Below are 24955 nucleotides of genomic sequence, written 5' to 3' on the forward strand. Positions count from 1 at the left end.
GCGGTTGGGTAATATGACGATCATAGCAATGCTCGATTACGCCTCGGTTCTGGTCTTTGCGCTGACGGGGGCGTTGGTGGCCAGTCGGGCCCAGTTGGATCTTGTGGGTTTCGCGTTCTTCGCCTGCTTGACGGGATTGGGGGGCGGAACCTTGCGTGATCTTTTGTTGGACCGCACTCCGATCTGGATCGACAATCCGGCTTTTTTGATGGTTGGGTGCGGGGCGGCAGCATTGGTGTTCTTCACCGCGCATTTGTTTGAAAGCCGCTACCGCGCCATTCTTTGGCTCGACGCGGGCGCGTTGGGCGTTGCTGTTGCGGCGGGGGCTGGACTTGCTGAAAACCTCAGCCAGCCGCCGATCATCGTTCTGGTGATGGGGATCGCCACGGGTTGCGCGGGCGGATTGATGCGTGATGTGGTCGCCAACGAAGTCCCAATGGTACTTAAACAAGGCGAGTTATACGTGACCTGCGCATTGATCGGCTCTGCCGCTTTGCTTTTGTCCCCTCAGATCGGGGTGCCAATGGCCAGTTTGGCCTGCGCGGGTATTACGTTTGCCCTGCGCGCAGGCTCTCTTGTCTTTGGTTGGGCTTTGCCGACCTACAAACCGCGACCGCCGCGCAAATGACCGCCGTGTCGCTTGGGGGCAGCGCCCCCAAAGCAAGGCCGAATTACTGCAAATCCCCAAACGCCTTTTGCAACCGCTCGCCAGCTTCGATCACCCGGCGACGCGGTGTTGCATAGTTGAACCGCAAAAAGCTTTCTCCGCCCGCCCCAAAGGTTGGCCCGAGGTTGGCCGCGATACGGGCGTCTTTTTGGACCCTGCCGGTAAATTCTTCGCGGGTCATGCCGGTGCCTTCGAAATCCACCCATGCCAGATAGGTCGATTGCATATCCATCGATGCCAGACCGGGAATGGAATTTACCGCCGCGTCAAATATTTTGCGGTTGCCATCCAGATAGCCGACCAGTTCATCCACCCATTCCGCACCCGCAGGTGAATAGGCTGCTGTGGCCATGAACAATCCAAACGAGTTGGCGGACATGCCCATAGCGGCCATCTTGGCGGCAAAAGGCGCGCGCAGGCTTTCGTTTGGAATGATGACATTTCCAATATGGCTGCCGGCGATGTTGAACGTCTTTGAGGTGGCGGTCATCATCACCAATCTCTCAAGAACGTTGTCGTCGACCAGCGCCATTGGAATATGTTCATGGCCGGGCATAACCAGATCATGGTGGATTTCGTCAGACACCAAGATCAAATCATGACGGCGGGCGAATTCAGCCACCCCCTTCAATTCCGCACGGGTCCAAACGCGGCCTCCGGGATTGTGCGGTGAACACAAGATGACCATGCGCTCATTACCGGTCATCTGGGCGTCATAGGCGTCAAAATCCATCTCATAGCGGCCGCCATTTTGAACCAAGGGGCATTCCACAACTTCGCGGCCAGCTGCGTGAATCACGCGGGCAAAGGCGTGATAAACTGGGGTAAACAGCACAACGCCTTCGCCGGGGGCTGTGTAGGTATCGACGCAGAGCGCTGTGCCGTTGACCAATCCGTGCGTGGAAAAGATGGATTTGGGATCTACTGTCCAACCGTGCCGGTTCTCCATCCACCAGCAAATTGCGTCCAAATACGCGCTGTTGTCGCCGTAATAGCCATACACACCATGGTCGAGCATACCTTGCAGGGCATCTTGAACGCAGGCGGGGGGACGGAAATCCATATCGGCAACCCACATGGACAAACCGTCTTTGGCCGGAACGCCATAGATTTTCTCCATCATGTCCCACTTTACGGAATGGGTGCCAAAGCGGTCGATTTCTTCGTCAAAGCGGCTCATGTCGCGTCCTTATTGAGCGCAGCCGTGCGTCGGCTCCAAATTCCGGTTTGGAACGCCGGCGGCGGTTGCGGTAGGGTCAATTGTTGCGACGGACGCTAGCGGTATTTACGCGGTGTGCAAGGGGGCTGGCTTGCGTATTGGACTCGTTTTGCCTAAGTGACACGGCATGAAGCGCTCTATTCTTATTCACCCCGACCCACGCTTGAAAAAGCATTGCGAGCCTGTCGCCGATCTTTCTGATGATCTGCGCGTATTGGCCGATGACATGCTTGAAACCATGTATGACGCGCCGGGCATTGGCCTTGCCGCGCCGCAGATTGGTATTCTTCAACGCTTGATTGTTCTTGATTGCGTCAAAGAAGAAGATGGCGCGCCGAAACCCTTGGTTATGTTCAATCCCGAAGTCATTGCTTCCTCAGACGACATCAATGTCTACGAAGAGGGTTGCCTGTCGATTCCGGACCAATACGCCGAAGTCACCCGCCCAAAAATGGTACAGGTGAAGTGGGTGGACCGCGATGGCAATGAGCAACAACAAGAATTTGACGGGTTGTGGGCAACATGCGTCCAGCATGAAATTGACCATCTCGAAGGTAAATTGTTCATCGATTACCTGAAACCTCTCAAGCGTCAGATGATCACCCGGAAGATGCAAAAACTAAAGCGCGAACGGGCGCGGGTGTGAGTGTTCGGCCGGTATTGATCTGGCCGGATGCACGGTTATCGCAAGTCTGCGACAAGGTGCAGACGATCGATGAGCAGTTGATCACTGACATGTTTGAAACGATGTATGATGCCCCGGGACGCGGCCTTGCTGCGCCACAAATCGGGGTGATGCTGCGGGTGTTTGTCATGGATGTGGGGTGGAAAGAGGGGGAGATGCAGCCAATGGTGTGCATCAATCCTGAAATCTTGTCGCGCTCTGCAGATATGCATCAGGGACCCGAGGGATGCTTGTCGATGCCCGAAGTGGCGGTTGATGTGGTGCGCCCTGCGGAAATCGAGCTCGCTTTCACCGATATGACGGGTGAACAGCAGCGACAGCATTTGACCGGTTTCGCGGCAATTTGTGCGCAGCACGAGCTGGATCATCTTGACGGCAAAATGCACTTTGATCGGGTGGATCTAGCTGATCGCGCTCGCATCCTAAAATCCTATGAGGCTATGACATGACCCTGCGCCCCTTTTTGCAATGGCCTGACAAACGCTTGCGCACCGCAGCCGAGCGGGTTGAGGCAATCACTGATGAGGTCCGTCAAATCTGGACTGATATGATCGAGAGCATGGACGCCATGCCCGGCGTTGGCCTTGGCGCTCCGCAAATTGGTGTGATGTTGCGGCTGGCTGTTGTCGATTGTTCGGATGAACGCGGGCAAGCTGTGCGTATGGCCAACCCTGAGGTGCTGCACGCTTCGGTTCAGTTGCGCATGCACGAAGAGGCAAGCCCGAACCTGCCGGGCGTTTCGGCCCCGATTGACCGGCCTCGAGCTGTGACCGTGCGGTTCATGGATGAAACCGGCGAGACGGTTGAACGCGATTTTGTTGGACTTTGGGCAACCTCTGTTCAGCACCAGATCGACCACTTGAACGGCAAAATGTATTTTGACCATCTGTCCAAAGTGAAACGGGACCGGTTGATCAAGCGTGCGCAGAAACTGGCGCGCTAAGATGTGATGTGGGGGGCAAGAGGGAAGCCCCTCTGGAACCCCGGTTCTATCCGAAAGAAAGGCTGACAGATGCGTGTGATCTTTATGGGAAGTCCGGATTTCTCCGTACCCGTGCTTGAGGCCTTGGTGGAGGCCGGACATGAGATTGCAGCGGTTTATTGTCAGCCGCCACGTCCCGCCGGACGCGGCAAGAAAGACAGACCGACAGCCGTTCATGCGCGCGCAGTTAAGATGGGGCTAGAAGTGCGCCATCCCGTTTCACTCAAGGGGGATGCGGAACGGGAAGATTTTGCAGCGCTTGGGGCGGATGTTGCAGTTGTTGTTGCCTATGGGTTGATCTTGCCACAGGCGATTTTGGATGCGCCTGAATTGGGGTGCTTGAATATCCATGCGTCGCTTTTGCCGCGTTGGCGCGGCGCGGCCCCCATTCACCGTGCCATCCTCGAGGGGGACGCAGAAACCGGAGTTTGCATTATGCAAATGGAGGCAGGGTTGGACACCGGACCGGTTTTACTGACGGAATCCCTGCGTATCGGCGACGAAGAAACTACAGGGGCCCTGCACGACCGTTTGTCGGAGATGGGGGCACGAATGATCTGTAAGGCGCTGGGCCAGCTGGGCAATCTGAGCCCGCAGGTCCAACCAGAGGATGGCGTCACCTATGCCGCCAAGATCGACAAATCCGAAGCCGCAGTGGACTGGAGCAAGCCCGCCGAAGTGATTTCCCGGCAAATTCGCGGCTTGTCGCCCTTTCCCGGCGTTTGGACCTTGCAAGACGGTCAGCGAATCAAGCTGCTGGGCGCTCGTTTGACTACGGGACAGGGCAATCCTGGCGAAGCGTTGGATGATGCAATGACAATTGCTTGCGGACAGGGCGCGGTTCAGATCACTCGGGCCCAGCGTGCGGGAAAGGGTGCACAAGACACTGACGTTTTCTTGCGCGGCAATCCGGTCGCCAAAGGCACCGTGCTAGGCAGTTAAACGAATATTGGCATGTGACGGGCTAGGGATTGTGCAAGCCTACCCTTATATAAGTACCACCGGCGAAAAGCCCATCAGCACAAAGGCGTTCCTATGTTCCCAACTCTCATCGGTACGATCGTGATCGCAGGTATTGTGGGCTACGCATCTGAGCGGTCTCAATTTACCCACAATGGATATTTGCAAAGCATCATCATTTGCATCGGCGGGGCCTTTTTGGCCTATTTCGTGCAGCTGATGTTTGGCCTGGGGTTCAGATCGCCGGGGATCAACGCGGTGGCGGCATCAATTGGAGCGCTGATCATTGTGCCAACCCATTGGCGACGGAGGTAACATATGCCTATTGTTTTCTTGATTATTATCGGGGCTGCGGCCGGTTTTTTGGCAACGCGGCTGATGAAAATTGAAACCGGAGTGATTGAAACCATCGGTATCGGCATCGCCGGGGCACTGATTGGTGGGCTGGTTTTGCGGTTTTTGTTGTATATCACCGGTGCGCTGGCCGGAATGGTTGGGGCCGTTTTGGGGGCGATGCTACTGCTTTACATCTGGAAATCCTTCAAAGGTCGCTAGAGGCCTCATTCACTCCTGCCAAGGTAATGGCGTCTTAACCTGTGCGCCTGCGCGCCAAACCTGCGCGCCCTTCGGTGTTTTCGCACGGGCACAGGACCGCTACCTGTTATGCAACGCAACTTAGCAGGAGACGGCAATGGGCCTTTTGATTGACGGTGAATGGCATGATCAGTGGTACGATACCGGCAAAAGCAAAGGCCGGTTTGTGCGGCAGGACGCAGGCTATCGCAATTGGATCACCGCCGATGGTCGTGTAGGCCCGTCCGGTGATGGCGGGTTCAAGGCCGATCCGGGGCGCTATCATCTTTATGTCAGCCTTGCGTGCCCTTGGGCGCACCGCACATTGATCTTTCGCGCCATCAAGGGCCTTGAGGGGCTGATTTCCGTCAGTTCCGTGCATCCCGATATGCTGGACGACGGTTGGAGCTTTCAAAGCGATGACCTGGGCGGCAGTGGGGACACCCTTTATGATCTGCCGTTTGCCCGTGATATTTATATCAAAGCCAACCCAAAGGCATCGGGCCGCGTAACGGTGCCGATTTTGTGGGACAAACAGCAAGAAACAATTGTTTCAAATGAATCGTCCGAAATCATCCGCATGTTCAATTCTGCCTTTGATGGTGTGACCGGCAACACAGATGACTATTGGCCCGATGCGATCCATACAGAAATCGAAGCCGTCAACGCGCGCATTTATGACACGTTGAATAACGGTGTTTACAAAGCCGGATTTGCCACCACACAATCGGCTTATGACGAAGCCGTCGGTCCGCTGTTCGACACGCTTGACTGGCTAGAAGAACGCTTGTCCGCCCACCGCTATTTGATGTGCAACTGCGTGACCGAAGCGGATTGGCGGCTTTTCACAACGCTTGTGCGCTTTGATTTGGTCTATCATGGACATTTCAAATGCAATCGTGCGCGGATCGTCGATTACCCAAACCTCTGGGGTTATGTGCGGGAATTGTTCCAATGGCCGGGCGTGGCGCAGACTGTGGATTTCGGCCAGATCAGCCGCCACTATCACTTTAGCCACCCATCAATAAATCCCCATCGGATTATTCCAATTGGTCCAAAAGTGGACTTTTGGGAACCCCATGGTAGAGATGTAAAATTCTCAGTCGGCTAACAGTGTCAATTTTCCTGCGCGTAATGCTCAACCATGGCTGCCAGATCTCCGGGCGGTGTGGTGCTGGGCAAAAATGCGCAGGCATTTGCACTGTGGCGAAAAATTGACCCATCCGAGAAAAAACTTGTATTGGTAACAAAGACAACGCGGGCGTTGGGCAGGCGATAATTCGCAAAGTCCGACACTGCCAATGCGCTTCCGCTTTGCAATACAAGATCCAGTACAATCACATCAAAGTCGTTGTCGGTGATGAGCTTGCTTGCGTCGTCTTGGTTGGTTGCAATGCTGACATGCGCCCCAAGACGTTCGAGGTGACGACACCACAAATGGGCCAGAGCGGTCTGGCCTTCCACTATCAGAATATTCAAGTGGACCTCCTGGCAAACGCGTCAAAACATTGAGGTTACATTTCTTCCAGATTTCCTAACAAAGAGTTAACCTGAACGTAAAGTTTTCGAACAAATGTGAACAAACTCGTGTCTCGGCAAGAATCTGCCTTGCCGCGTCACGACCTGCTGATACGTTGGTCAAAATAAAAAATGAGGGTGTGATGCTCAAACGGTTAGCAATAGCAGCGATGGTCTTGTCAGGGTCAGTTCAGGCACAAGAGGTGCCATGCGGTGGTAGCTTTGCCCAGTTCAAGGCAGACATGGCAGCCGAAGCCCTGAGCTTGGGGCATGATCCTGACATGACCCGCAGGTTCTTTGATGGCATTTCCCAGACTGATAGTGTGCTAAAGGCGGACCGCCGTCAGGGCATTTTTCAAGACCCGTTTATCACGTTTTCCCGCAAGCTGATCAGCCAGAGCCGGTTGGACAAAGGTCGGCAGATGGGGCAGCAGTATGCCGCTGTCTTTGACCGCATCCAAAGCGAATACGGAATTTCCCCCGGCGTTTTGTTGGCATTCTGGGCCTTCGAAACCGATTATGGGTCCTTTCAGGGGGATTTTAACACCGCCAATGCGCTGGTGACTCTAGCGCATGACTGCCGCCGTCCGGAAATTTTCCGTCCGCAGGTTTTTTCGGCCATCGCGCTTTATGAACAGGGTGATTTTGATCCAGATAGGACCACCGGTGCTTGGGCTGGCGAAATCGGAATGGTTCAAATGCTGCCCCGCGATATCTTGGAAAACGGAGTGGATGGCGATGGCGATGGCCATGTTACTCTGAAAACGTCGCCTGCAGATGCGCTGCTTTCAGGGGCCAAGATGCTGTCGCACTTGGGTTGGCGTCCGGGGGAACCTTGGTTGCAAGAGGTGGTCTTGCCCGATGGATTTGACTGGTCGAAAGCTGGACTGCAAACCACTCATACAGTGGCTGAGTGGGAACAAATGGGGGTTGCTGCCCGGCAAGGGGTTTTGGATGATGGCCGGCTTGCTTCGTCGATCTTGTTGCCACAAGGGCGCGGTGGTCCGGTGTTCATGGCTTACCCGAATTTCAACGTCTATTTTGAGTGGAACCAGAGCTTTACCTATGTCTTGACAGCGGCCTATTTCGGCACGCGCCTTGAAGGGGCAGATGTCTATGATCCGGGGAACCCGGTGAATGGGTTGTCAGGTGATCAGATGAAGGCCCTGCAAACCAAACTGCAAGGCATGGGTTATGATGTCGGCAAAATCGACGGGATCTTGGGCGCGGGTACCCGCTCGGCTGTCCGTGATGTGCAGGGCAAGCTGGGGATGGATGCGGACGCTTGGCCAACCCTGCAATTGCTGAATAAACTATAGCCCAGCTTAGCCGATAATTTCGAAGCGGTGCACATCGACCATACCGCGATCGGTGATCTTGAGTGCAGGGATCACCGGTAGCGCCAAAAACGCCAGCTGCAAAAATGGCTCTTCTAGGGTGACCCCAAGGGTGCGGGCAGCGCTGCGCAAGGAGACAAGAGCGTCACGTACCTCTTCAAAGCTGAGCAGGCTCATCAACCCAGCGACGGGAAGCGCCAGTTCCGCCAAAACCTTGCCGCCGCTGACCACAACAAAGCCACCCTCGATTTCCCCGAGCCGGTTCGCGGCAACTGCCATGTCCGCGTAGTCAACGCCGACGCAAGCAATGTTGTGATGATCGTGGCAGACTGTTGACGCGATAGCGCCCGCCTTTAGACCAAACCCTTTGACAAAGCCGGTGGCAATGTTGCCGTTTTTGCCGTGCCGTTCCACGACAGATATGCGGACCAGATCGCGTGCCACATCAGGGCGCTTGTCGCCGTCTTCGATTGCTATGTCTTCGTGCAGGTGATCGGTCAGGATCTGGCCTTCGCGGATGCCGATTACATCTGTGGTCACGCGGTTGGCGCGGGCCCGGAAATTCGCAGCCGTCACTGTGGGGGCTTTGACGGACCCACGGCCAACCGGCTCAACATGGCCGCGCGCGGCAAAGCTGGTGTCATCAACGACGACTCCGCCTGCCATGACCATCTGCGCGTGGCACCCTTCCAGCGTATCGACCGCCACGATGTCCGCCCGTTTGCCGGGCGCGATCATACCGCGATCCTTGAGGCCAAAGGCTTCGGCCGCGGATAGGCTGGCGGCGCGGTAAGCTGCCAATGGCGGTGTGCCAAGGGCAATCAATGTGCGGATCATATAATCAAGATGGCCATGCTCTCCGATGTCCAGCGGATTGCGATCATCGGTGCATAGGCACATATATGGCGATGTACGTTCGTCCAGCAGGGGCTGCAATGCGTGCAAATCCTTGGAAACGGAGCCTTCGCGGATCAGAACCCGCATACCTTTGCGCAGCTTTTCCAGGGCTTCGTCTGCGGAAGTCGCCTCATGCTCTGTCCGGATTCCGGCTGCAATATAGGCGTTCAGATCGCGGCCTGACAAAAGCGGGCAATGTCCGTCAATATGGCCGTCCTCAAACAGCTCTAGCTTCTCAACGCATCCGGGATCACGGTGGATCACGCCCGGATAATTCATGAATTCGGCCAAGCCCAGACCCGACGGATGCCCCCGCAAAGGAGCCAGATCGCTCGCCGTCAAGGATGCTCCGGCGGTTTCCATATGCGTTGACGGCACGCAGGACGAGAGTTGCACTTTGATGTCCATCAACGTGTGCAAACTGGCCTCTTGAAAATAGCGAATGCCAGCCGCGCCGATCACATTTGCAATCTCATGCGGGTCACAAATGGCGGTGGTTACTCCGCGCGGCGCTACACAGCGATCGAATTCGAACGGTGTGACCAAGGACGATTCGATATGCAAATGGGTGTCGATGAAGCCCGGCACCAAGATGGTTCCGCTAACATCAATGACCTCGCGCCCTTCATATTCATCGAAGACGCCGACGATGCGATCCCCGCAAATCGCCACGTCTCCATCAAGCTGCGCGCCAGTGATCAGATCGAGAATTTTCCCACCCCGCAAGACTTTGTCAGCAATTTCATCGCCGCGGCCCTGCGCAATCCTGTTCACCAAGGTGTTCATGGTCTAAGTGTCCTTTTGTGACGCCATCATCCCCTAGACTGCCGCTTTTGCACGGCAGGTCAAACTTGATGTTGCTTTTTTAGAAGAAACTGCGTTGATTGACTGACCAGTCAAAATAAGACGCTCAGGGAGATATAACAATGACCATGACGAAAATCACCACATCGGCGCTTGCACTGATCGTCGCCGCCGGTTCCGCTTCGGCCAGCTGTGATAGCGTGACCTTCTCGGATGTGGGTTGGACTGACATTACAGCAACCACTGCCGCGACCACGGTTGTGCTGCAGGCGCTGGGCTATGAAACCGACATCAAGGTTCTGTCGGTTCCTGTGACTTACACCTCGATGGCCAAAGGCGATATCGACGTTTTCCTCGGCAACTGGATGCCAACAATGGAAGCCGACATTGCACCATACCGCGAAGCGGGCACCGTCGACACCGTGCGCACCAACCTTGAGGGCGCAAAGTATACACTGGCAACCAATGCCGCCGGTGCCGCTATGGGCATCAAGGATTTCGCAGACATCGCCGCTGCCGGAGATGCCTTGGACCAAACCATTTATGGTATCGAAGCGGGCAACGACGGCAACCGCCTGATCATGGATATGATCGCGGCCGACGCCTTTGGCCTTACCGAATTTGACGTCAAAGAAAGCTCTGAGCAAGGTATGCTGGCCCAGGTTGGCCGTGCCGATAACAAAGGCGAAGCGGTTGTCTTTTTGGCATGGGAACCCCACCCGATGAACGCCAACTATGATCTGACCTACCTGACAGGTGGCGACGACTATTTCGGACCGAACCTTGGCGGCGCAACTGTGGCCACCAACACACGCGCCGGTTACGTCGCTGAATGCCCCAATGTTGGTGCGTTGTTGACCAACCTCGAATTCACGCTCGCGATGGAAAATGAAATCATGGGTGCAATTCTGGACGATGGTCAGGATCCTGACGAAGCGGCAACAGCATGGATCAAGGCCAATCCCGGCGCGCTTGACGGATGGTTGGCAGGTGTCACGACCAAAGATGGCGGTGACGGCATGGCAGCTGTCAAAGGCGCATTGGGCCTGTAAGCCTACGCGAAATACGACCCGCTGCCTTTTTACAGGGTGGCGGGTTTTGTGCACTTAGCCGAAAGCCGCCATGTCTCTGACCTTGCTCGCCATCTTTATCCCGGCCTGTTTTGCCCTCAACCTTTCGCCGGGGCCAAATAACTTGCTGGCGTTTTCCAATGCCTCGCGGCTTGGGTTTTGGCCTGCGCTTGCGGGAGGTTTGGGCCGTCTGCCGGTGTTTGCCGCGATGATTGCACTGGTGGCCGTTGGGCTTAGCACCCTGCTGACCAGCTTTGAGGCTGCTTTGATTGCGGTCAAATACGCAGGGGCAGCCTATTTGATCTATGTCGGCTACAAAATGTGGACTGCGCCTGCCCCGAGCGAAGCGATGTCGGCCCAGACCAATGTTTTGGCCCTGATGCGCCGCGACATGAGTTTTGCCGCCGCCAACCCAAAAGCGATTGCGGTTTTCACGGCGTTTTTCCCGCAGTTCATCGACAATTCCGGCAACCTGCTTGAGCAATTCGCCGTGTTGGGGGCCTTGTTTTTAGCGCTGGAGGTGGCCGCGATTGCCATCTACGCCGCGCTCGGCCGTGCAATGAGCCATGTGCTTACCCCGCTCCGTCTTCACCGCTTGAACAAAGGCGTTGGCGGCTTTTTAATTTTCTCTGGCCTGACGATGGCCCTCAAACCCGAGAGCTGAACAATGGACTGGATGACAGAATACAAGATCCCCGTAGGTGACGCAGCCGAAGCTGTGTTCAACTGGCTGCAAAAACATGGAGCCGTGATTTTCGACGGAATGGCCGAGGCGATGGAATGGCTGATCGATGCCATTTTGTGGGTCCTGCAATCGCCGCATCCGCTGATCGTGGTCGCAGTGATGGCCGCGGCATCATGGTTTGTGCACCGCACTTGGAAGGTGCCAGCGCTTATCGTGGTCGGGTTCTTGTTCATTATGAACCAAGGCTATTGGGAAGAAACCACAGAAAGCCTGACATTGGTGCTGTCTGCTTGTGTGGTCTGTATGGGAGTCGGGGTGCCAATCGGCATCGCTATGGCGCACCGCCCGCGACTATACGCGTGGATGCGTCCGGTTCTTGATCTTATGCAAACCTTGCCAACTTTTGTCTATCTGATCCCCGCGATTGTGTTTTTCGGCATCGGGATGGTGCCAGGTCTGATTGCTACAGTTATCTTTGTGGTTCCCGCACCAATCCGGCTGACTTACCTTGGTATTTCGTCCACTCCGACAGCCCTGATAGAGGCTGCAGACGCCTTTGGCGCGACCCCGCAACAAAAGCTGTGGAAGGTGGAACTGCCTAGCGCGCTGCCGCAGATTATGGCGGGCATGAACCAAACCATCATGTTGTCGCTGTCGATGGTTGTGATCGCAGCCTTGGTTGGTGCTGATGGCCTTGGCGTTCCGGTTGTGCGGGCCTTGAACCGCGTCGACACGGGGCTTGGGTTCGAAGCCGGTTTGATCATTGTTGTGGTCGCCATCATGCTAGATCGCGCCCTGCGCGTGGGAGAAGATAAATGACCGCTGTCAGCTTTGAAAATGTCTCGATTATGTTCGGAGACAACCCGAAATCCGCTTTGCCGCATGCCGACAAAGGCTTGGAGAGGTCGGAAATACAAGAACAAACCGGTCAGGTTCTAGGCGTGCATGATTGCTCGCTCGAGGTCCAGGAGGGCGAGATCGTTGTTCTGATGGGCCTGTCCGGTTCGGGGAAGTCGACTTTGTTGCGCGCGGTGAATGGTTTGAACCCGGTGGTTCGCGGGGCCGTGCATGTGAACAATGGCGGCGACATGGTCGACGTTGTCAGTTGCTCCAAAGCGCGGTTGCGCGACATCCGTCAGCACCGCGTTGCAATGGTGTTTCAACAGTTCGGACTGCTGCCTTGGCGCACGGTTTCCGAAAACGTCGGGTTTGGTTTGGAACTGGCGGGCATGGAAACTGCCAAGCGTGCTGAGACTGTCAAACATCAACTTGAACTTGTCGGTCTCAATGACTGGGCGGACCGCAAAGTCGGTGAGCTTTCTGGCGGAATGCAGCAGCGGGTCGGGCTTGCGCGCGCCTTTGCCACAGATGCTCCGATCTTGCTTATGGACGAACCCTTTTCAGCGCTAGATCCGCTGATCCGCACCCGTTTGCAGGACGAACTGCTTGAGCTGCAGCACGACCTGAAACGTACAATTATTTTTGTCAGCCATGATCTCGACGAAGCGTTCAAGCTCGGGAATCGCATCGCCATTCTCAAAGGCGGGCGGATCGTCCAGTCTGGCACCCCGCGTGAGATTTTCTCGAATCCCGTGGATGACTATGTTCAGGACTTCGTCGCCAATATGAACCCGCTTGGGGTTCTGACTGCCCGCGACGCGATGGAAGCAGGCACTGGCGATACTGCCGTGGATGCAGAAACCCCGATCCGTGAAATCATGCCAAATCTTGCCCAAGGTCCGGTTACAGTCATGGAAAACGGCACGGCCATCGGCCGCGTTTCAGCTCAAAGCGTCGTGGCACGCCTTTCGGAATAAGAGTTCTGATTTCTTCTGTCCAAAAATATCCCGGGGGTGTGGGGGCAGCGCCCCCACGCGGTCCTATCCAATCAGCCGCTTGATCGCTGTGGCGTGCTCCTTGCTGGCTCCGGCTGTGTCCTCGGCCAACAAACGCGCGGCGTCCAAAACATTCCCGTCGACCACGCGATTGACCAACCCCCACTCTAGGGCTTCTTCCACCAAAATCTTCTGCCCGGACATCAAGATCATTTTCGCACGCGATGTGCCGACCAAGGCAGCCAGTCGTTTGGGGTCCGAAGGCTGCGGCAAAAATCCCAGCTTCATCACCGGATAAAACACCTTTGCCCCCGGCACTGCGATCCGCAGATCGCAGGCTAAAAACATTCCCATGGCACCGCCGGCAACTGTGCCATTAGCTGCGCAGATTGTAAGGGCATCCAAACGCGCAATTGCTCCTGACAAACGCTCCCACAAAGGTGACGTTGCCAGCCCTGCCTTTGCTGCCTCTAGATCTGCACCAGCGGAAAACACTTTACCCTTACCTGTCAAAATCAACACCCGTGCATCGCGGGCGTCTTCGGCAATAACGCAAAGCTGTTCCAACATTTCGGCGGTCAGCGAATTGGCTTTGTCTGGCCGGTCGATGGTGGCGACCCATAGATCCCCGTCTTTCGTCAGAGTTATCAAATCAAACCCGCCTGTTTGCGAATACTTTCATCCCGCAAGGAAACTTCATCTCCGAGGTATCGGTCGGCCTCAGAGCTGCACATCCAAAGCAGAGTCTTTGCGACCCATTCCGGCGGGATATGGTCGGACCAATCCAGCTGGCTGATCGGGTTGATGCCAGAGGCTTTGATTTCGCGTTGCATCTGCGTCGCAACCGTACCGGGTGACAGCGAAATCGCGCGCACACCCTTGTCGCCATATTCCTTGTCAGCCATTTTTGTCAGCATCAGCGCGCCCGCTTTGGACGAACAGTAGTGTGACCACGCTTCAACCGGACCATGCGCCGCGCCGGACCCGATGGTCAGAATCGTGCCGCCGCCGTGTTCCAACATCACAGGCAAAGCCGCGCGCATTCCGTGGAACACCCCTTTGAGGTTGATGTCGATGACCTGCCCCCATGCGTCCGGATCTGCGTCAGCCAAATGTGCCACTGGCTCGATGATACCTGCGTTGTTGATCAAGATGTCCAAGCTGCCAAAGGTCTTGACGCAGGCTTGAACCGCTTGGTTCATTTCCCAATAGCGGGCGATGTCACAAGGGATCGCAATCGCCTTGTCACCAATTTCGCCCGCCAGTTCGGCAATCGCCTCGGACGAGCGGGCCACCAAGGCCACATTCGCACCTGCTGCGGCGAAAATCCGCGCAGAATCAGCCCCGATTCCGCGGCTAGCTCCTGTTATCAAAACAGTTTTTCCTGAAAGATCCATGCAATCGTCTCCTCGCATCTCGTAATCTAGTTAGAGCGTACATAGTATGGAATCCAGTCCCTTGACCGTCCCTCGTTGGGGCACGACACTAGGGTGGTAATTTGATCAATCGACAAAGAGGTGGATTATGAAACGGTTTTATGGGGCGTCAGCGCTGGCCCTTTGCGCATTTGGAGCCCCGGCCTATGCGGATGTTACACCGCAACAGGTTTGGGATGATCTCGAAGCTTACATGCAAGGTTTTGGCTATTCCGTCACCGCCACCGAAGCAATGGACGGAAGCAATCTGAACCTGACCGATGTCGTTATGTCGATGCAGGTGGCAGAAGAAGACATCATTGCAGCCTTCAGCATGGACAGCATGACGCTGACAGATCAGGGCGACGGAACTGTTGCTATTGATTTCCCGTCGGTAATGCCCGTGACAATCAAAGGCACCGATGGCGGCGATGATGTTGATGTCACAATCAACCTTGGCCAAGAAGCGATGAAATTGGTCGTTTCGGGCGATCCGGACAATCTGACCTACGACTATTCGGCAGATAAAATGACCATTGCTTTGGGCAAGATGATGGCGGACGGCGAAGAAATCACTCGCGATATGTTGCGTGTTGACGTCGAAGCTGGGCCAATTTCCGGTCAATCGACCGTCTTGCGCGCAGCCGGGTTGCAAAGCATTTCCCAGACGATGGACTATGGCGACATCACCTATGACATCGCCTTTAACGATCCGGATTCTGAAGATTCAGGTCTGTTGAACGGTCTTTTGAATGGCGTGACAGCATCGGGCGAAACCGTCATGCCGATGGATATCGACTATTCCGATCCTGCGGCGATGTTTGCGGCCGGTTTTGGTGTCGATGTCACCATGGGCCACACCGGCGGACGCATGGATTTCTCTGTGACTGAACGGTCGGGGGCCACCAGCGGCAAAACCAGTTCGGGAGGGGGCTCCCTGACTTTTGCCATGTCCAGCGACAACATGGCCTACAAGCTGAGCGGGTCGGATGTGTCGGTTGATGTCACCAGCCCGGAAATCCCAATGCCGATCAGCGCCCAATTGGCCGAAACCGGCTTTTCGCTGAATGTGCCTTTGAAGGCCGCGGATGCGCCACAAGATGCCAATATCGAGGTTGTCCTGGGTGGGTTCGAGATGGCTGAAATGCTGTGGAATATCTTTGATCCAGCGGCGAATTTGCCACGTGATCCGGCCACGATCCGCGTCGCACTGGATGCCGAAGTGACGCCATTTGCCGATCTGTTCGATCCCGAAGCAATGGAAAAAATCGAAATGGAGGATGGTGTACCGGGTGAATTGAATTCGGTTAGTCTGCGTGAGCTGGTGATTGACGCCGTCGGGGCCAAAATCATGGGTTCGGGTGCCTTCACTTTTGACAACACAGATATGGAAAGCTTCGACGGCTTGCCACGCCCCGAAGGAAAACTGGACGTCTCCATTTCCGGTGCCAACGGGTTGCTTGATCAGCTGATTGCGATGGGTCTTTTGGCCGACGAAGATGCAATGGGCGCGCGTATGATGATGGGCATGTTCTCTGTTCCCGGCTCAGAGCCAGACACAGCAACATCCGAGATTGTCATCAACGCCGAAGGTCATATTTTGGCCAATGGCCAGCGCTTGAAATAAGCGGGCTTGCGCAACGACAAAGGGCGGGGAAATTTCCCCGCCCTTTTTTTATTTGTCTCCAGCTTATGCACTGAACAGACTTTTCAGAAATTACTTTCGCAAGGAGGGCAAGCCAACGCCAGTTGCTTCAAACCCGCCATCTGCTGCCAGCACCTGACCGGTAATGAACGAGGCTTTGTCAGAGGCGAGGAAGCAGATTGCTTCGGCTATTTCGCGCTCGCTGCCGTAACGGTTCAGCGGCAAGGCGTCATGATAGGCGTCGATGATGTCTTGGCTATGCACAGCCATCGCCAGTTTGGTGCGCACCGGGCCGGGGGCAACGCAATTCACGCGGATGCCATCTTCGCCCAGTTCGGCTGCATATTGTTTGGACAGTTGGATCACCGCTGCCTTCGAGGTGCCATAGGCCACCCGTAGGGTGGAGGCGCGCAAGCCGCTGATCGAGGCAATATTAACAACGGCACCGCGAGTCGCTTTCAAGGCGTCGGCGCAGGCCTGCGTGCACAAGAATACGCCATCCAAATTGGTGTCCATCACTTTGCGCCATGTGGCAAAATCGGTATCGGCGATGGGGCCGAAATCGGCAACTCCGGCGTTGTTGATCAAGGCATCGATTTGCCCGCCCCACTCTAATACCTGTGCCAGCATGTCATCGACGGCTTCGGGGATCGAAATATCGCGTTCAACTGCCAAAACACCCGTGCGGGTTGCTGCTGCCAAGGCCAGTTCGGGGCCGTCGCGATCGACCATTGCAACGCGCCACCCCATTTCCAAAAACAAATCCGTTGTCGCCAGCCCGATCCCGCGGGCCGCGCCGGTCACAATTGCTATTTTCCCAGCCATGAAATCCTCCCAGATCCAAGTGTCCCCGAAAACATCAGGGTGTTATTTGCGCATTAAATCCGGCAAGTCTCCGGTTAGTCCTGCCGCTTCGCGGATAAAACCGCGCCGCAGGCCCGGCATAGACCCGATGACCGCCATTCCCAAATCACGGCCAAGGCGCAGCAGCGAGCTATCATTCGAAAACAGCCGGTTGAACAAATCTGTTGCTGCTGCAAGCGATGCCGTGTCCCATCGCCGCCAGCTTTGATACCGCTCTAGAACCAAAGGCGAGGCAAAGTCTTCGCCGCGCCGAACGGCATGGGCAATCACATGCGCCAGCGCAGCCACATCGCGCAAACCGGCGTTTAGCCCTTGTCCGGCAATCGGATGCATCCCATGAGCTGCATCGCCGATCAAAGCCATGCGCGGGGCAACAAAACTATTCGCCAGCGTTAGGTTCAAGGGATAGGCGTAGCGTTGGCCAGCCAAGGAAATATCGCCTAGGAAATCGCCAAATCGAGGCCGCAAAACTTGGAGGTATTCTTCTTCTGGTAGCGCATTTACGGCCCGTGCCTGCGCGTCTTTCTCGCTCCAGACAATCGAGCTGCGATTGCCGGTCAAGGGCAAGATCGCCAGAGGTCCGGGGGGGAGGAACAGTTGATGCGCGACGCCGCCGTGAGGTTTCTCATGCGCGATCGCACAGACCAGTGCAGTTTGCCCATAGCTCCAGCCTGTTCGCCGGATTCCGGCGCGGGCGCATGTCCCACTGGATCGGCCATCGGCACCAATCAACAGGCGGGCGCTCAGGGTCTCGCCACTGGCCAAAGAAACTGTCGCTAGGTGGATGTCGCAGTCTTGTGCCACAACGGTTTCGCCTGCGCGGTGGGTCACCCGCGGCTCGGCCTCCATTGCGGCCAATAGTGCGCGGCGCAAATAGCGGTCTTCGAGCATATAGCCCATCGGACCTTCTTCGATCTCGGCACTGTCGAAATGCAACCCCAAGAAAACCGAGGCATCGCCGACGCGCCCGTCCGAAACCTTGATTTCCGTCATTTCCTGCGCGTTTTGGGCCAAATCACCCCAAAGACCGAGCGCTGCCAGCATTCGCTTGGAAGACTGGGCCAAGGCATAAGATCGCCCGTCAAAATCCAAGTCTTCGCGCGTGTCTACAGGCAGGGAATCGATGACGGTGCTGCTCAGCCCGACCTGCGCGGCTGCCAATGCAAGGGCCGGACCGTTAAGCCCGCCGCCCACTATTATCAAATCGCTGTTCATGAAGGGCAATATGCGCCTGAAATCCGGATTGTCCATGCGCTTCGCTGCCGCTACCGTGACTGAAAACAAGATGGGGCGTGTCATGACCAAATGGGCCAAACAATCAGCAGCGGACCTTGGACGCGGAATAGGGGCAGGACAGATTGATCCCGTCGCCCTGACACAACACTTCCTGGATGCAATTCAATCCCACCCGATGGCGGATCGGATCTATGCCCGCGTTACCCCTGACCGCGCATTGGCTGAGGCAAACGCTGCGTCAGAGCGCGCCATTTTAGGCCGCCGGTTGTCGCCTTTGGACGGGGTGCCGGTAAGTTGGAAGGACCTGTTTGATACGGCAGGGGTCGAAACCGAAGCGGGTTCGGCATTGCTTAAGGGGCGGATGCCGGTTTCAGACGCAGCGGTTCTAAAAACGGCATCGGCGATGGGGCTGGTCTGTTTGGGCAAAACCCATATGTCGGAATTGGCGTTTTCCGGTTTGGGATTGAACCCGGTCACCGCCACATCGCCTTGTGTCAACGATCTTGAAGCGGTTGCCGGCGGGTCGTCGTCAGGTGCGGCAACTTCGGTGGCGTTTGGGTTGGCAGCGGCGGCTGTCGGGTCGGACACCGGTGGGTCTGTGCGCATTCCGTCGGCTTGGAATGATTTGGTCGGGTTAAAAACCACCTCAGGGCGATTGTCCTTGCAAGGCGTTGTGCCTTTGGCCGCGAAATTCGACACCGTGGGGCCGCTATGCCGTACGGTTGAAGATGCGGCAATGATGCTTGCCGCCCTTGAGGGGCGTGCCGGGCCGGATTTGCGCGGTGCCTATGGGCTCAAGGGGCGTCGTTTTGGGGCCTTGCAGACCATTGTGATGGAAGACCTAAGCCCCGAAGTCGCTGCGGCCTATGACGAGAGTCTGGCCCGCTTGCGCGCAGCAGGTGCCGAGATCGTGCCGATCGAGGTGCCCGAACTGGCGCGGTCCATAGCGGATGCCGGGGTTTTATACACATCGGAAGCTTGGGCGACTTGGGGCGTAGAAATTGCGGCGCAGCCGGATTTGATGTTCGCCCCGATCCGAGAACGGTTTGAGGCGGGGCAGGCCACAAAGGCCTCAGATTACGTGCGCGCCTGGCAAGACCTTGAAAAACTACGCGCAATTTGGGCTACGGCCACCGCTTCGTTGGATGCGGTACTGTGCCCGACAGCGCCGAACCTTCCGCCCAAAACCGACAAGCTGATGGAGCAAGGGCAGTATTATGTCACGGCCAACCTGCTCACTTTGCGCAACACTCGAGTCGGGAACTTGACGGGCGGATGCGGCATTACTTTGCCGACAGGTGTGCCAAGCTGCGGGCTTTTGCTCACTGCGGGGCCCATGCAAGAAGACCGTTTGTTGCGCCTTGCAAAAGCGGTTGAAACTGCGCTGGCCTAAGGGTTTTGCGGCAGACCCGATTGGGTGTGCCGCAAATTTGCGACATTCGCGCCACATACTTGAGGGAAGACCCGCGAATTCTGGACAGTAGGCCCCTCGATTTTGTACCGTAGGCCAAACGGGACGCCAATGATCCCGATACCTGAGGCAGTATGAATATGTTCCCCGAGCGGTTTTCGAACCTACCGGCCTATGCGTTTCCGCGTTTGCGCGCCCTGTTGGACGTGCATGAACCTGGCGGAACCGTACGGCATATGTCGATTGGCGAACCCAAACATGCTTTCCCTGCATGGGTGACAGAAGTCATCGCTGAACATGCTGCCGAATTCGGGCGCTATCCGCCCAACGAAGGAACACCTGAACTTCGCACCGCAATCAGCGATTGGGTGCAGCGTCGGTATGACGTCGAAGTTGACCCTGATACGCAGGTTCTCGCGCTTAACGGCACCCGTGAGGGATTGTACAACGCTGGCATGGCGCTGTGCCCTGCTGGCGCAACTGTGCTCATGCCCAATCCGTTTTACCAAGTTTACATGATCTCGGCGATTTCCGCCGCAGCCGAGCCGGTTTTTGTCCCCGCGACCAAAGCCACCGGTCATTTGCCGGATTTTGGTGCTTTGGATACCGAAACTCTGGATCGCGCTGCGCTGTGCTACATCTGTTCGCCTGCAAACCCGCAAGGGGTAATGGCCAGCGAGGCCTATTGGCAAGATTTGATTAGCCTCGGCGAGAAACACGATTTCCAGATTCTTGCCGATGAATGCTATTGCGAGATTTACCGCGACACACCGCCTGTTGGCGCATTGCAGGTTGCCCGCGCAATGGGGGCCAGTGCTGAACGGGTGCTGACCTTTCATTCGCTGTCAAAACGCTCGAACCTGCCGGGATTGCGGTCTGGCTTTGTGGCGGGCGGCCCCGAAAGCATTGCACGGATGAAGCAATTGCGCGCCTATTCCGGTGCTCCTGTTCCGCTGCCGCTGCAACGCGCGTCTGAACGTCTTTGGATGGACGAAGCGCATGTTGATGAGAACCGCGCGCTTTATGGCGCAAAATATGATTTGGCTGATCGCATATTTGGTAATGTGCCGGGCTATATGTCACCGCAAGCGGGCATGTTCCTTTGGCTTCCTGTCGAGGATGGCGAAGCCGCGACGTTAAAGCTGTGGCAGCAAACCGGTGTTCGGGTGCTGCCGGGGGCCTATTTGTCGCGCGATACCGCAGCGGGCAATCCCGGGCATGGATATATTCGGGTGGCTCTGGTCGCCCCATACGAAGACACCAAAACAGGCCTGACCCTCATTCGGGACTGTCTGTTTGGACAAGAATAATAAAAACACGAGGCACGGCATGGCATCTTTTCAGGCACAGGGACGCGACCCACTGTTCGACACCGACACGGCGGCAACGCTGGAACGACGGGGCCGCGAGCTGATCGGTATTGCATTGATTGTGCTGGGCTTGATGGCCGCAGCCGCGATAGGGACCTATTCGCCGGATGATCCGTCTTGGTTCAGCGCCACCGATGCGCCGATCCAGAACTGGATGGGCCGGTTCGGGGCCCTGTTTGCCGCGCCGCTCTATACCATTTGCGGCCTTGGCGCATGGGCGATTGTCGCGACCTTGCTGATCTGGGGCGCGCGCTTTGTTTCGCATATCGGCGAGGGGCGTTTCTTTTGCGCTGTGTTCTCTCCGATTTGGATCGCCACTTGTTCTGTCTATGCCGCCGGATTGCCAGAAGCCGCCGAATGGGGGCACAACTTTGGCATGGGCGGTCTGTTTGGCGATATGATTATGGGCTCAATGCTCAATATCTTGCCCTTTTCTGCGGCCGTAGGCCTGAAAATCATGCAACTGGTGCTGGGCGGAGTGATCTTGCTGATGGGGGCCTTTGTGCTGGGCTCAACCCGTGAAGAGCTAAGCCGCATTGGCCGGTTCCTTATTGTAGGTGTGGTCATGACCTATGCCACACTGATGCGCTTTGCCGGACGCGGGGCCGTTGGTGCTGTCGGGGCTGCGCAGCGTATGCAAGCCGCCAATGCCGACCGCCGCGACGCTCGCAAAGCCGAAGCCGCCGAAGCTGCGACTTGGGTCGCGACACAAAGCTCTATGCCATCTGCGCCGCGCGTCCAGCGTGCCGATCTGGCCGCTGTTGAAGCGACCGCTGACCCCGAAGATTTCCTTGTAGATGACGAGGATGATCTGACCGAAGAAGCCCCTGCCAAGGGTGGATTGCTGTCACGGATGCCATCCTTGATCCGCCGAGGTGTAGAGCCGATGCCAGAGCCAGAATTGGTCTCGAACGTCGTGGATCACGATGTAGAAGCGCCCGGAGCGGACCGTATCAAATCCAAAATTGCTGATGCTGTCAAAACCCGCCGCCGTGAAAGCCCGGTTGCCGCACGCGCCCAGCATGACCCTAGCAAGCCTTTGACCAAGGGGCGTGGGCATGGGCCGCAGCCCTTGATTGTGAACAATGCTTCACGGGTTGAGGGGCTTCCGCCCGAACCTCCCTTGACGGCTGCTGGTGCGGTAGGGTTGGTGAACGAGGCACCAATGATCGAAGCGGTTGACGAAGACTTTGATGTCGAAAGCACCCCGCCGCCAGTGCCCGAGATGGCACCTGCCGCCCCTCAGGTCGATCACTATACCGAAATGGGCGATTTTGACGACTATGGGAGCGATGACCCTGTCGCGGCCATTGCCGAAGAACCGGCACCGCAACCGCGCATGGCCAAGCCGCATGTGCCGATCCCCGTCGCCGAGCCGAAAAAAGTGGTTCAACCGCAGATCCGCAAAGCGATTTTACCCTCGAAACGCGCCCAAGCCGAAGCGCAGCCCAGCCTGAAGTTTGATGAAAACAAGCCGGACTACGAACTGCCGCCACTGGGCTTGTTGATGTCCCCCGAAGGCATAGAGCGTCATCACTTGTCGGATGAAGCGCTTGAAGAAAACGCGCGTATGCTTGAGGCAGTTTTGGACGATTATGGCGTCAAAGGTGAAATCGTCAGCGTCCGCCCCGGTCCTGTGGTCACCATGTACGAACTTGAACCCGCGCCGGGTTTGAAAGCTTCGCGCGTTATCGGGTTGGCGGATGATATTGCCCGTTCGATGTCTGCTTTGTCGGCGCGTGTATCCACGGTGCCCGGTCGGAGCGTGATCGGTATCGAACTGCCCAATGATTTCCGCGAAATGGTCTGTTTCCGCGAGATTCTGGCGGGCCGTGAATTTGGGGACGGCAACCACAAACTGCCATTGGCGCTGGGCAAAGACATTGGCGGTGACCCCGTTGTCGCCAATCTTGCCAAGATGCCTCACCTGTTGATTGCGGGGACCACTGGCTCCGGTAAATCGGTTGCGATCAACACGATGATCTTGTCACTGCTGTACAAGCTGACACCGGATGACTGCCGCCTGATTATGATCGACCCCAAAATGCTGGAATTGTCCGTCTATGACGGTATTCCGCACCTGCTGTCACCAGTTGTGACCGATCCAAAAAAGGCTGTGGTGGCCTTGAAGTGGGTCGTTGGTGAAATGGAAGATCGGTATCGCAAGATGTCCAAAATGGGCGTGCGGAATATTGACGGCTACAACGGCCGTGTTGCCGATGCCTTGGCCAAAGGCGAGATGTTCTCGCGCACGGTTCAAACCGGTTTTGATGATGAGACAGGTGAGCCAGTCTTTGAAACTGATGAGTTCGAGCCAAAGAAAATGCCTTATATCGTCGTGATTGTTGACGAAATGGCTGACCTGATGATGGTCGCGGGCAAAGAAATCGAGGCGTGTATCCAGCGTTTGGCGCAGATGGCCCGTGCCTCTGGCATCCACCTGATTATGGCGACGCAGCGTCCGTCGGTTGATGTTATCACCGGTACGATCAAGGCAAACTTCCCGACACGGATCTCGTTCCAAGTCACGTCGAAGATCGACAGCCGGACGATTTTAGGGGAAATGGGTGCCGAACAACTGCTTGGCATGGGCGACATGCTGTACATGGCGGGCGGCGCAAAAATCACCCGCTGCCACGGTCCGTTTGTGTCCGATGAAGAAGTCGAAGAAATCGTCAACCACCTCAAAGCCTTTGGTCCGCCAGAGTATGTGGGCGGTGTTGTCGCTGGTCCGGACGACGAAAAAGCCAGCAACATTGACGCGGTGCTGGGGCTGAATACGGGCGGCAACACCAATGGTGAAGACGCGCTTTATGATCAGGCGGTCGGGATTGTGATCAAAGACCGCAAATGCTCGACCTCTTATATCCAGCGCAAACTGGCGATTGGCTACAATAAAGCTGCGCGCTTGGTTGAACAGATGGAAGACGAAGGCGTGGTGTCTTCGGCCAACCATGTCGGCAAACGCGAAATCTTGGTGCCCGAACAATAACCTTTGGGCCGAGCGCGCCGAGAGATTTCCGGAATTTATGGATGAAGTTTAAGGCGTTCCTTGGAAAAGGAGCACCTTTTTCCCCTTGATCGGCATGCTTTCGCCCCCGATATCGAGTGGGAAGCCGGTGCTATCGCATATCCAAACGGATCATGCGACAAAGCTGGCAATACGAGCAGAAGGACCAAATGATGATCCGTATTCTTGTCGCCTCTTTGACCTTGTTGGTTGCGGCCATGCCTGCACAGGCGCAAAAACTCTCTCTGAACGAAATCTCGAACTATCTCAATACGATCACATCTGCCGAAAGCGGGTTCACCCAGATCAATGCGGACGGCACGATTTCCACGGGGACAATTTATATCAAACGCCCCGGTAAGGTGCGTTTTGACTATAACCCACCAGAAAAAGCCTTGGTCCTAGCCTCGGCTGGGGCGGTCTATATCCTTGACCGCAAGCTGGGTGGGCAGCCTGAAACCTATCCGCTAAGCCGAACGCCTCTATCGATTATTTTGGCGAGAAACGTCAATTTGGCTAAGACGGGAATGGTTACAGGTCACGGTTATGACGGGACTGCTACAGTTGTGACTGCCCGTGACCCGGAGCATCCTGAATACGGCTCGATCCAGCTGAAATTCACCGGTCAGCCCGTGCAGCTACGCCAGTGGGTTATCGATGACGGAAACGGTAGCCAGACGACTGTGGTAATTGGTGGGCTGGCTAAGAAAAGCCTGCCCAACAAGTTGTTTGCTATTGAGCCCGAAGTCAAAAAGCTCAATCGGAACTGAGC

At 56.2% G+C, this 24955-nt stretch carries 25 protein-coding genes; 18 read left to right on the forward strand and 7 right to left on the reverse strand.

Going from position 1 to position 24955, the window contains the following annotated elements; translation table 11 throughout:
* Window positions 1-13 precede the first annotated feature (13 nt).
* Entirely contained in the window at window positions 14-628 is a 615-nt protein-coding gene (locus C8N36_RS09780; RefSeq protein WP_097803696.1) for a trimeric intracellular cation channel family protein, read from the forward strand.
* A 43-nt stretch (window positions 629-671) separates the two neighbouring features.
* On the opposite strand, the gene C8N36_RS09785 is transcribed toward C8N36_RS09780, so the two are convergent.
* A complete protein-coding gene (locus tag C8N36_RS09785; RefSeq protein WP_097803695.1) occupies window positions 672-1847 on the reverse strand; it encodes a MalY/PatB family protein in 1176 nt (391 codons plus the stop codon).
* 166 nt (window positions 1848-2013) lie between these two features.
* Between C8N36_RS09785 and def (C8N36_RS09790) the strand changes: the two genes are divergently transcribed.
* From def (C8N36_RS09790) to C8N36_RS09820, 7 genes are all read left to right on the forward strand, one after another.
* Window positions 2014-2532, forward strand: coding sequence for a peptide deformylase (def, locus tag C8N36_RS09790; protein ID WP_097803694.1), 519 nt, complete (start codon window positions 2014-2016; stop codon window positions 2530-2532).
* Window positions 2529-3020 carry a peptide deformylase gene (def, locus tag C8N36_RS09795; protein ID WP_097803693.1) on the forward strand — a complete coding sequence of 164 codons (492 nt, stop codon included), beginning with the start codon at window positions 2529-2531 and terminating at the stop codon, window positions 3018-3020. Before def (C8N36_RS09790) ends, def (C8N36_RS09795) begins: the two co-directional genes overlap by 4 nt.
* Entirely contained in the window at window positions 3017-3514 is a 498-nt protein-coding gene (def, locus tag C8N36_RS09800) for a peptide deformylase (protein WP_097803692.1), read from the forward strand. The genes def (C8N36_RS09795) and def (C8N36_RS09800) overlap by 4 nt, the downstream gene beginning before the upstream one ends.
* Before the next feature lie 69 nt (window positions 3515-3583).
* The gene (fmt, locus tag C8N36_RS09805; RefSeq protein ID WP_097803691.1) at window positions 3584-4495 is read left to right on the forward strand and encodes a methionyl-tRNA formyltransferase; all 912 of its coding nucleotides are present in this window, start codon (window positions 3584-3586) and stop codon (window positions 4493-4495) included.
* Between the two features lie 93 nt (window positions 4496-4588).
* Window positions 4589-4828: a hypothetical protein gene (locus C8N36_RS09810; protein ID WP_097803690.1), complete on the forward strand. Its 240-nt coding sequence runs from the start codon at window positions 4589-4591 to the stop codon at window positions 4826-4828.
* Window positions 4829-4831: 3 nt separating this feature from the next.
* Window positions 4832-5068 carry a GlsB/YeaQ/YmgE family stress response membrane protein gene (locus C8N36_RS09815; RefSeq protein ID WP_097803689.1) on the forward strand — a complete coding sequence of 79 codons (237 nt, stop codon included), beginning with the start codon at window positions 4832-4834 and terminating at the stop codon, window positions 5066-5068.
* Window positions 5069-5204: 136 nt separating this feature from the next.
* Window positions 5205-6197, forward strand: coding sequence for a glutathione S-transferase family protein (locus C8N36_RS09820; protein ID WP_097803688.1), 993 nt, complete (start codon window positions 5205-5207; stop codon window positions 6195-6197).
* Window positions 6198-6202: 5 nt separating this feature from the next.
* On the opposite strand, the gene C8N36_RS09825 is transcribed toward C8N36_RS09820, so the two are convergent.
* Window positions 6203-6565 (reverse strand): response regulator transcription factor, encoded by a 363-nt coding sequence (locus C8N36_RS09825; protein ID WP_097803687.1) that lies wholly within the window; start codon window positions 6563-6565, stop codon window positions 6203-6205.
* A 182-nt stretch (window positions 6566-6747) separates the two neighbouring features.
* On the opposite strand from C8N36_RS09825, the gene C8N36_RS09830 reads away from it, so the two are divergent.
* The gene (locus C8N36_RS09830; protein WP_097803828.1) at window positions 6748-7923 is read left to right on the forward strand and encodes a lytic murein transglycosylase; all 1176 of its coding nucleotides are present in this window, start codon (window positions 6748-6750) and stop codon (window positions 7921-7923) included.
* A 6-nt stretch (window positions 7924-7929) separates the two neighbouring features.
* Here C8N36_RS09830 and ade read toward each other — a convergent pair whose 3' ends face one another.
* The gene (gene ade / locus C8N36_RS09835) at window positions 7930-9624 is read right to left on the reverse strand and encodes an adenine deaminase (protein WP_097803686.1); all 1695 of its coding nucleotides are present in this window, start codon (window positions 9622-9624) and stop codon (window positions 7930-7932) included.
* 146 nt (window positions 9625-9770) lie between these two features.
* Here ade and choX point away from each other — a divergent pair, with 146 nt between their 5' ends.
* The 4 genes from choX (at window position 9771) to choV (ending at window position 13214) form a co-directional block, all read left to right on the forward strand.
* Window positions 9771-10694: a choline ABC transporter substrate-binding protein gene (gene choX, locus C8N36_RS09840; RefSeq protein ID WP_097803685.1), complete on the forward strand. Its 924-nt coding sequence runs from the start codon at window positions 9771-9773 to the stop codon at window positions 10692-10694.
* Between the two features lie 70 nt (window positions 10695-10764).
* Window positions 10765-11376, forward strand: coding sequence for a LysE family translocator (locus tag C8N36_RS09845; RefSeq protein ID WP_211318235.1), 612 nt, complete (start codon window positions 10765-10767; stop codon window positions 11374-11376).
* A 3-nt stretch (window positions 11377-11379) separates the two neighbouring features.
* Window positions 11380-12216: a choline ABC transporter permease subunit gene (gene choW, locus C8N36_RS09850; protein ID WP_097803684.1), complete on the forward strand. Its 837-nt coding sequence runs from the start codon at window positions 11380-11382 to the stop codon at window positions 12214-12216.
* On the forward strand, window positions 12213-13214 hold the full coding sequence (choV, locus tag C8N36_RS09855; RefSeq protein WP_097803683.1) for a choline ABC transporter ATP-binding protein: 1002 nt from the start codon (window positions 12213-12215) through the stop codon (window positions 13212-13214). The genes choW and choV overlap by 4 nt, the downstream gene beginning before the upstream one ends.
* A gap of 63 nt (window positions 13215-13277) precedes the next feature.
* Here the strand turns inward: choV and C8N36_RS09860 are convergent, their stop codons facing one another.
* A complete protein-coding gene (locus C8N36_RS09860) occupies window positions 13278-13883 on the reverse strand; it encodes an enoyl-CoA hydratase/isomerase family protein (RefSeq protein ID WP_097803682.1) in 606 nt (201 codons plus the stop codon).
* Complete coding sequence (locus C8N36_RS09865; RefSeq protein WP_097803681.1) at window positions 13880-14629, reverse strand: SDR family oxidoreductase; 750 nt, start codon at window positions 14627-14629, stop codon at window positions 13880-13882. Before C8N36_RS09865 ends, C8N36_RS09860 begins: the two co-directional genes overlap by 4 nt.
* A gap of 127 nt (window positions 14630-14756) precedes the next feature.
* On the opposite strand from C8N36_RS09865, the gene C8N36_RS09870 reads away from it, so the two are divergent.
* Window positions 14757-16274: a DUF2125 domain-containing protein gene (locus tag C8N36_RS09870; RefSeq protein ID WP_097803680.1), complete on the forward strand. Its 1518-nt coding sequence runs from the start codon at window positions 14757-14759 to the stop codon at window positions 16272-16274.
* Between the two features lie 90 nt (window positions 16275-16364).
* On the opposite strand, the gene C8N36_RS09875 is transcribed toward C8N36_RS09870, so the two are convergent.
* A complete protein-coding gene (locus tag C8N36_RS09875) occupies window positions 16365-17117 on the reverse strand; it encodes an SDR family NAD(P)-dependent oxidoreductase (protein WP_097803679.1) in 753 nt (250 codons plus the stop codon).
* 42 nt (window positions 17118-17159) lie between these two features.
* A complete protein-coding gene (locus C8N36_RS09880) occupies window positions 17160-18407 on the reverse strand; it encodes a UbiH/UbiF/VisC/COQ6 family ubiquinone biosynthesis hydroxylase (RefSeq protein WP_097803678.1) in 1248 nt (415 codons plus the stop codon).
* 46 nt (window positions 18408-18453) lie between these two features.
* Here C8N36_RS09880 and C8N36_RS09885 point away from each other — a divergent pair, with 46 nt between their 5' ends.
* The 4 genes from C8N36_RS09885 to C8N36_RS09900 all read left to right on the forward strand — a co-directional run bounded on the left by C8N36_RS09885 (window position 18454) and on the right by C8N36_RS09900 (window position 24953).
* Complete coding sequence (locus tag C8N36_RS09885; RefSeq protein ID WP_097803826.1) at window positions 18454-19785, forward strand: amidase; 1332 nt, start codon at window positions 18454-18456, stop codon at window positions 19783-19785.
* Window positions 19786-19943: 158 nt separating this feature from the next.
* Window positions 19944-21113, forward strand: coding sequence for an aminotransferase class I/II-fold pyridoxal phosphate-dependent enzyme (locus tag C8N36_RS09890; protein WP_097803825.1), 1170 nt, complete (start codon window positions 19944-19946; stop codon window positions 21111-21113).
* A 19-nt stretch (window positions 21114-21132) separates the two neighbouring features.
* Window positions 21133-24165: a DNA translocase FtsK gene (locus tag C8N36_RS09895; RefSeq protein ID WP_097803677.1), complete on the forward strand. Its 3033-nt coding sequence runs from the start codon at window positions 21133-21135 to the stop codon at window positions 24163-24165.
* Between the two features lie 191 nt (window positions 24166-24356).
* Window positions 24357-24953 carry a LolA family protein gene (locus C8N36_RS09900; RefSeq protein WP_097803824.1) on the forward strand — a complete coding sequence of 199 codons (597 nt, stop codon included), beginning with the start codon at window positions 24357-24359 and terminating at the stop codon, window positions 24951-24953.
* Window positions 24954-24955 lie beyond the last annotated feature (2 nt).

Source organism: Pelagimonas varians (assembly GCF_003208435.1).
In the GTDB taxonomy this organism is placed as follows: Bacteria; Pseudomonadota; Alphaproteobacteria; order Rhodobacterales; family Rhodobacteraceae; genus Pelagimonas; species Pelagimonas varians.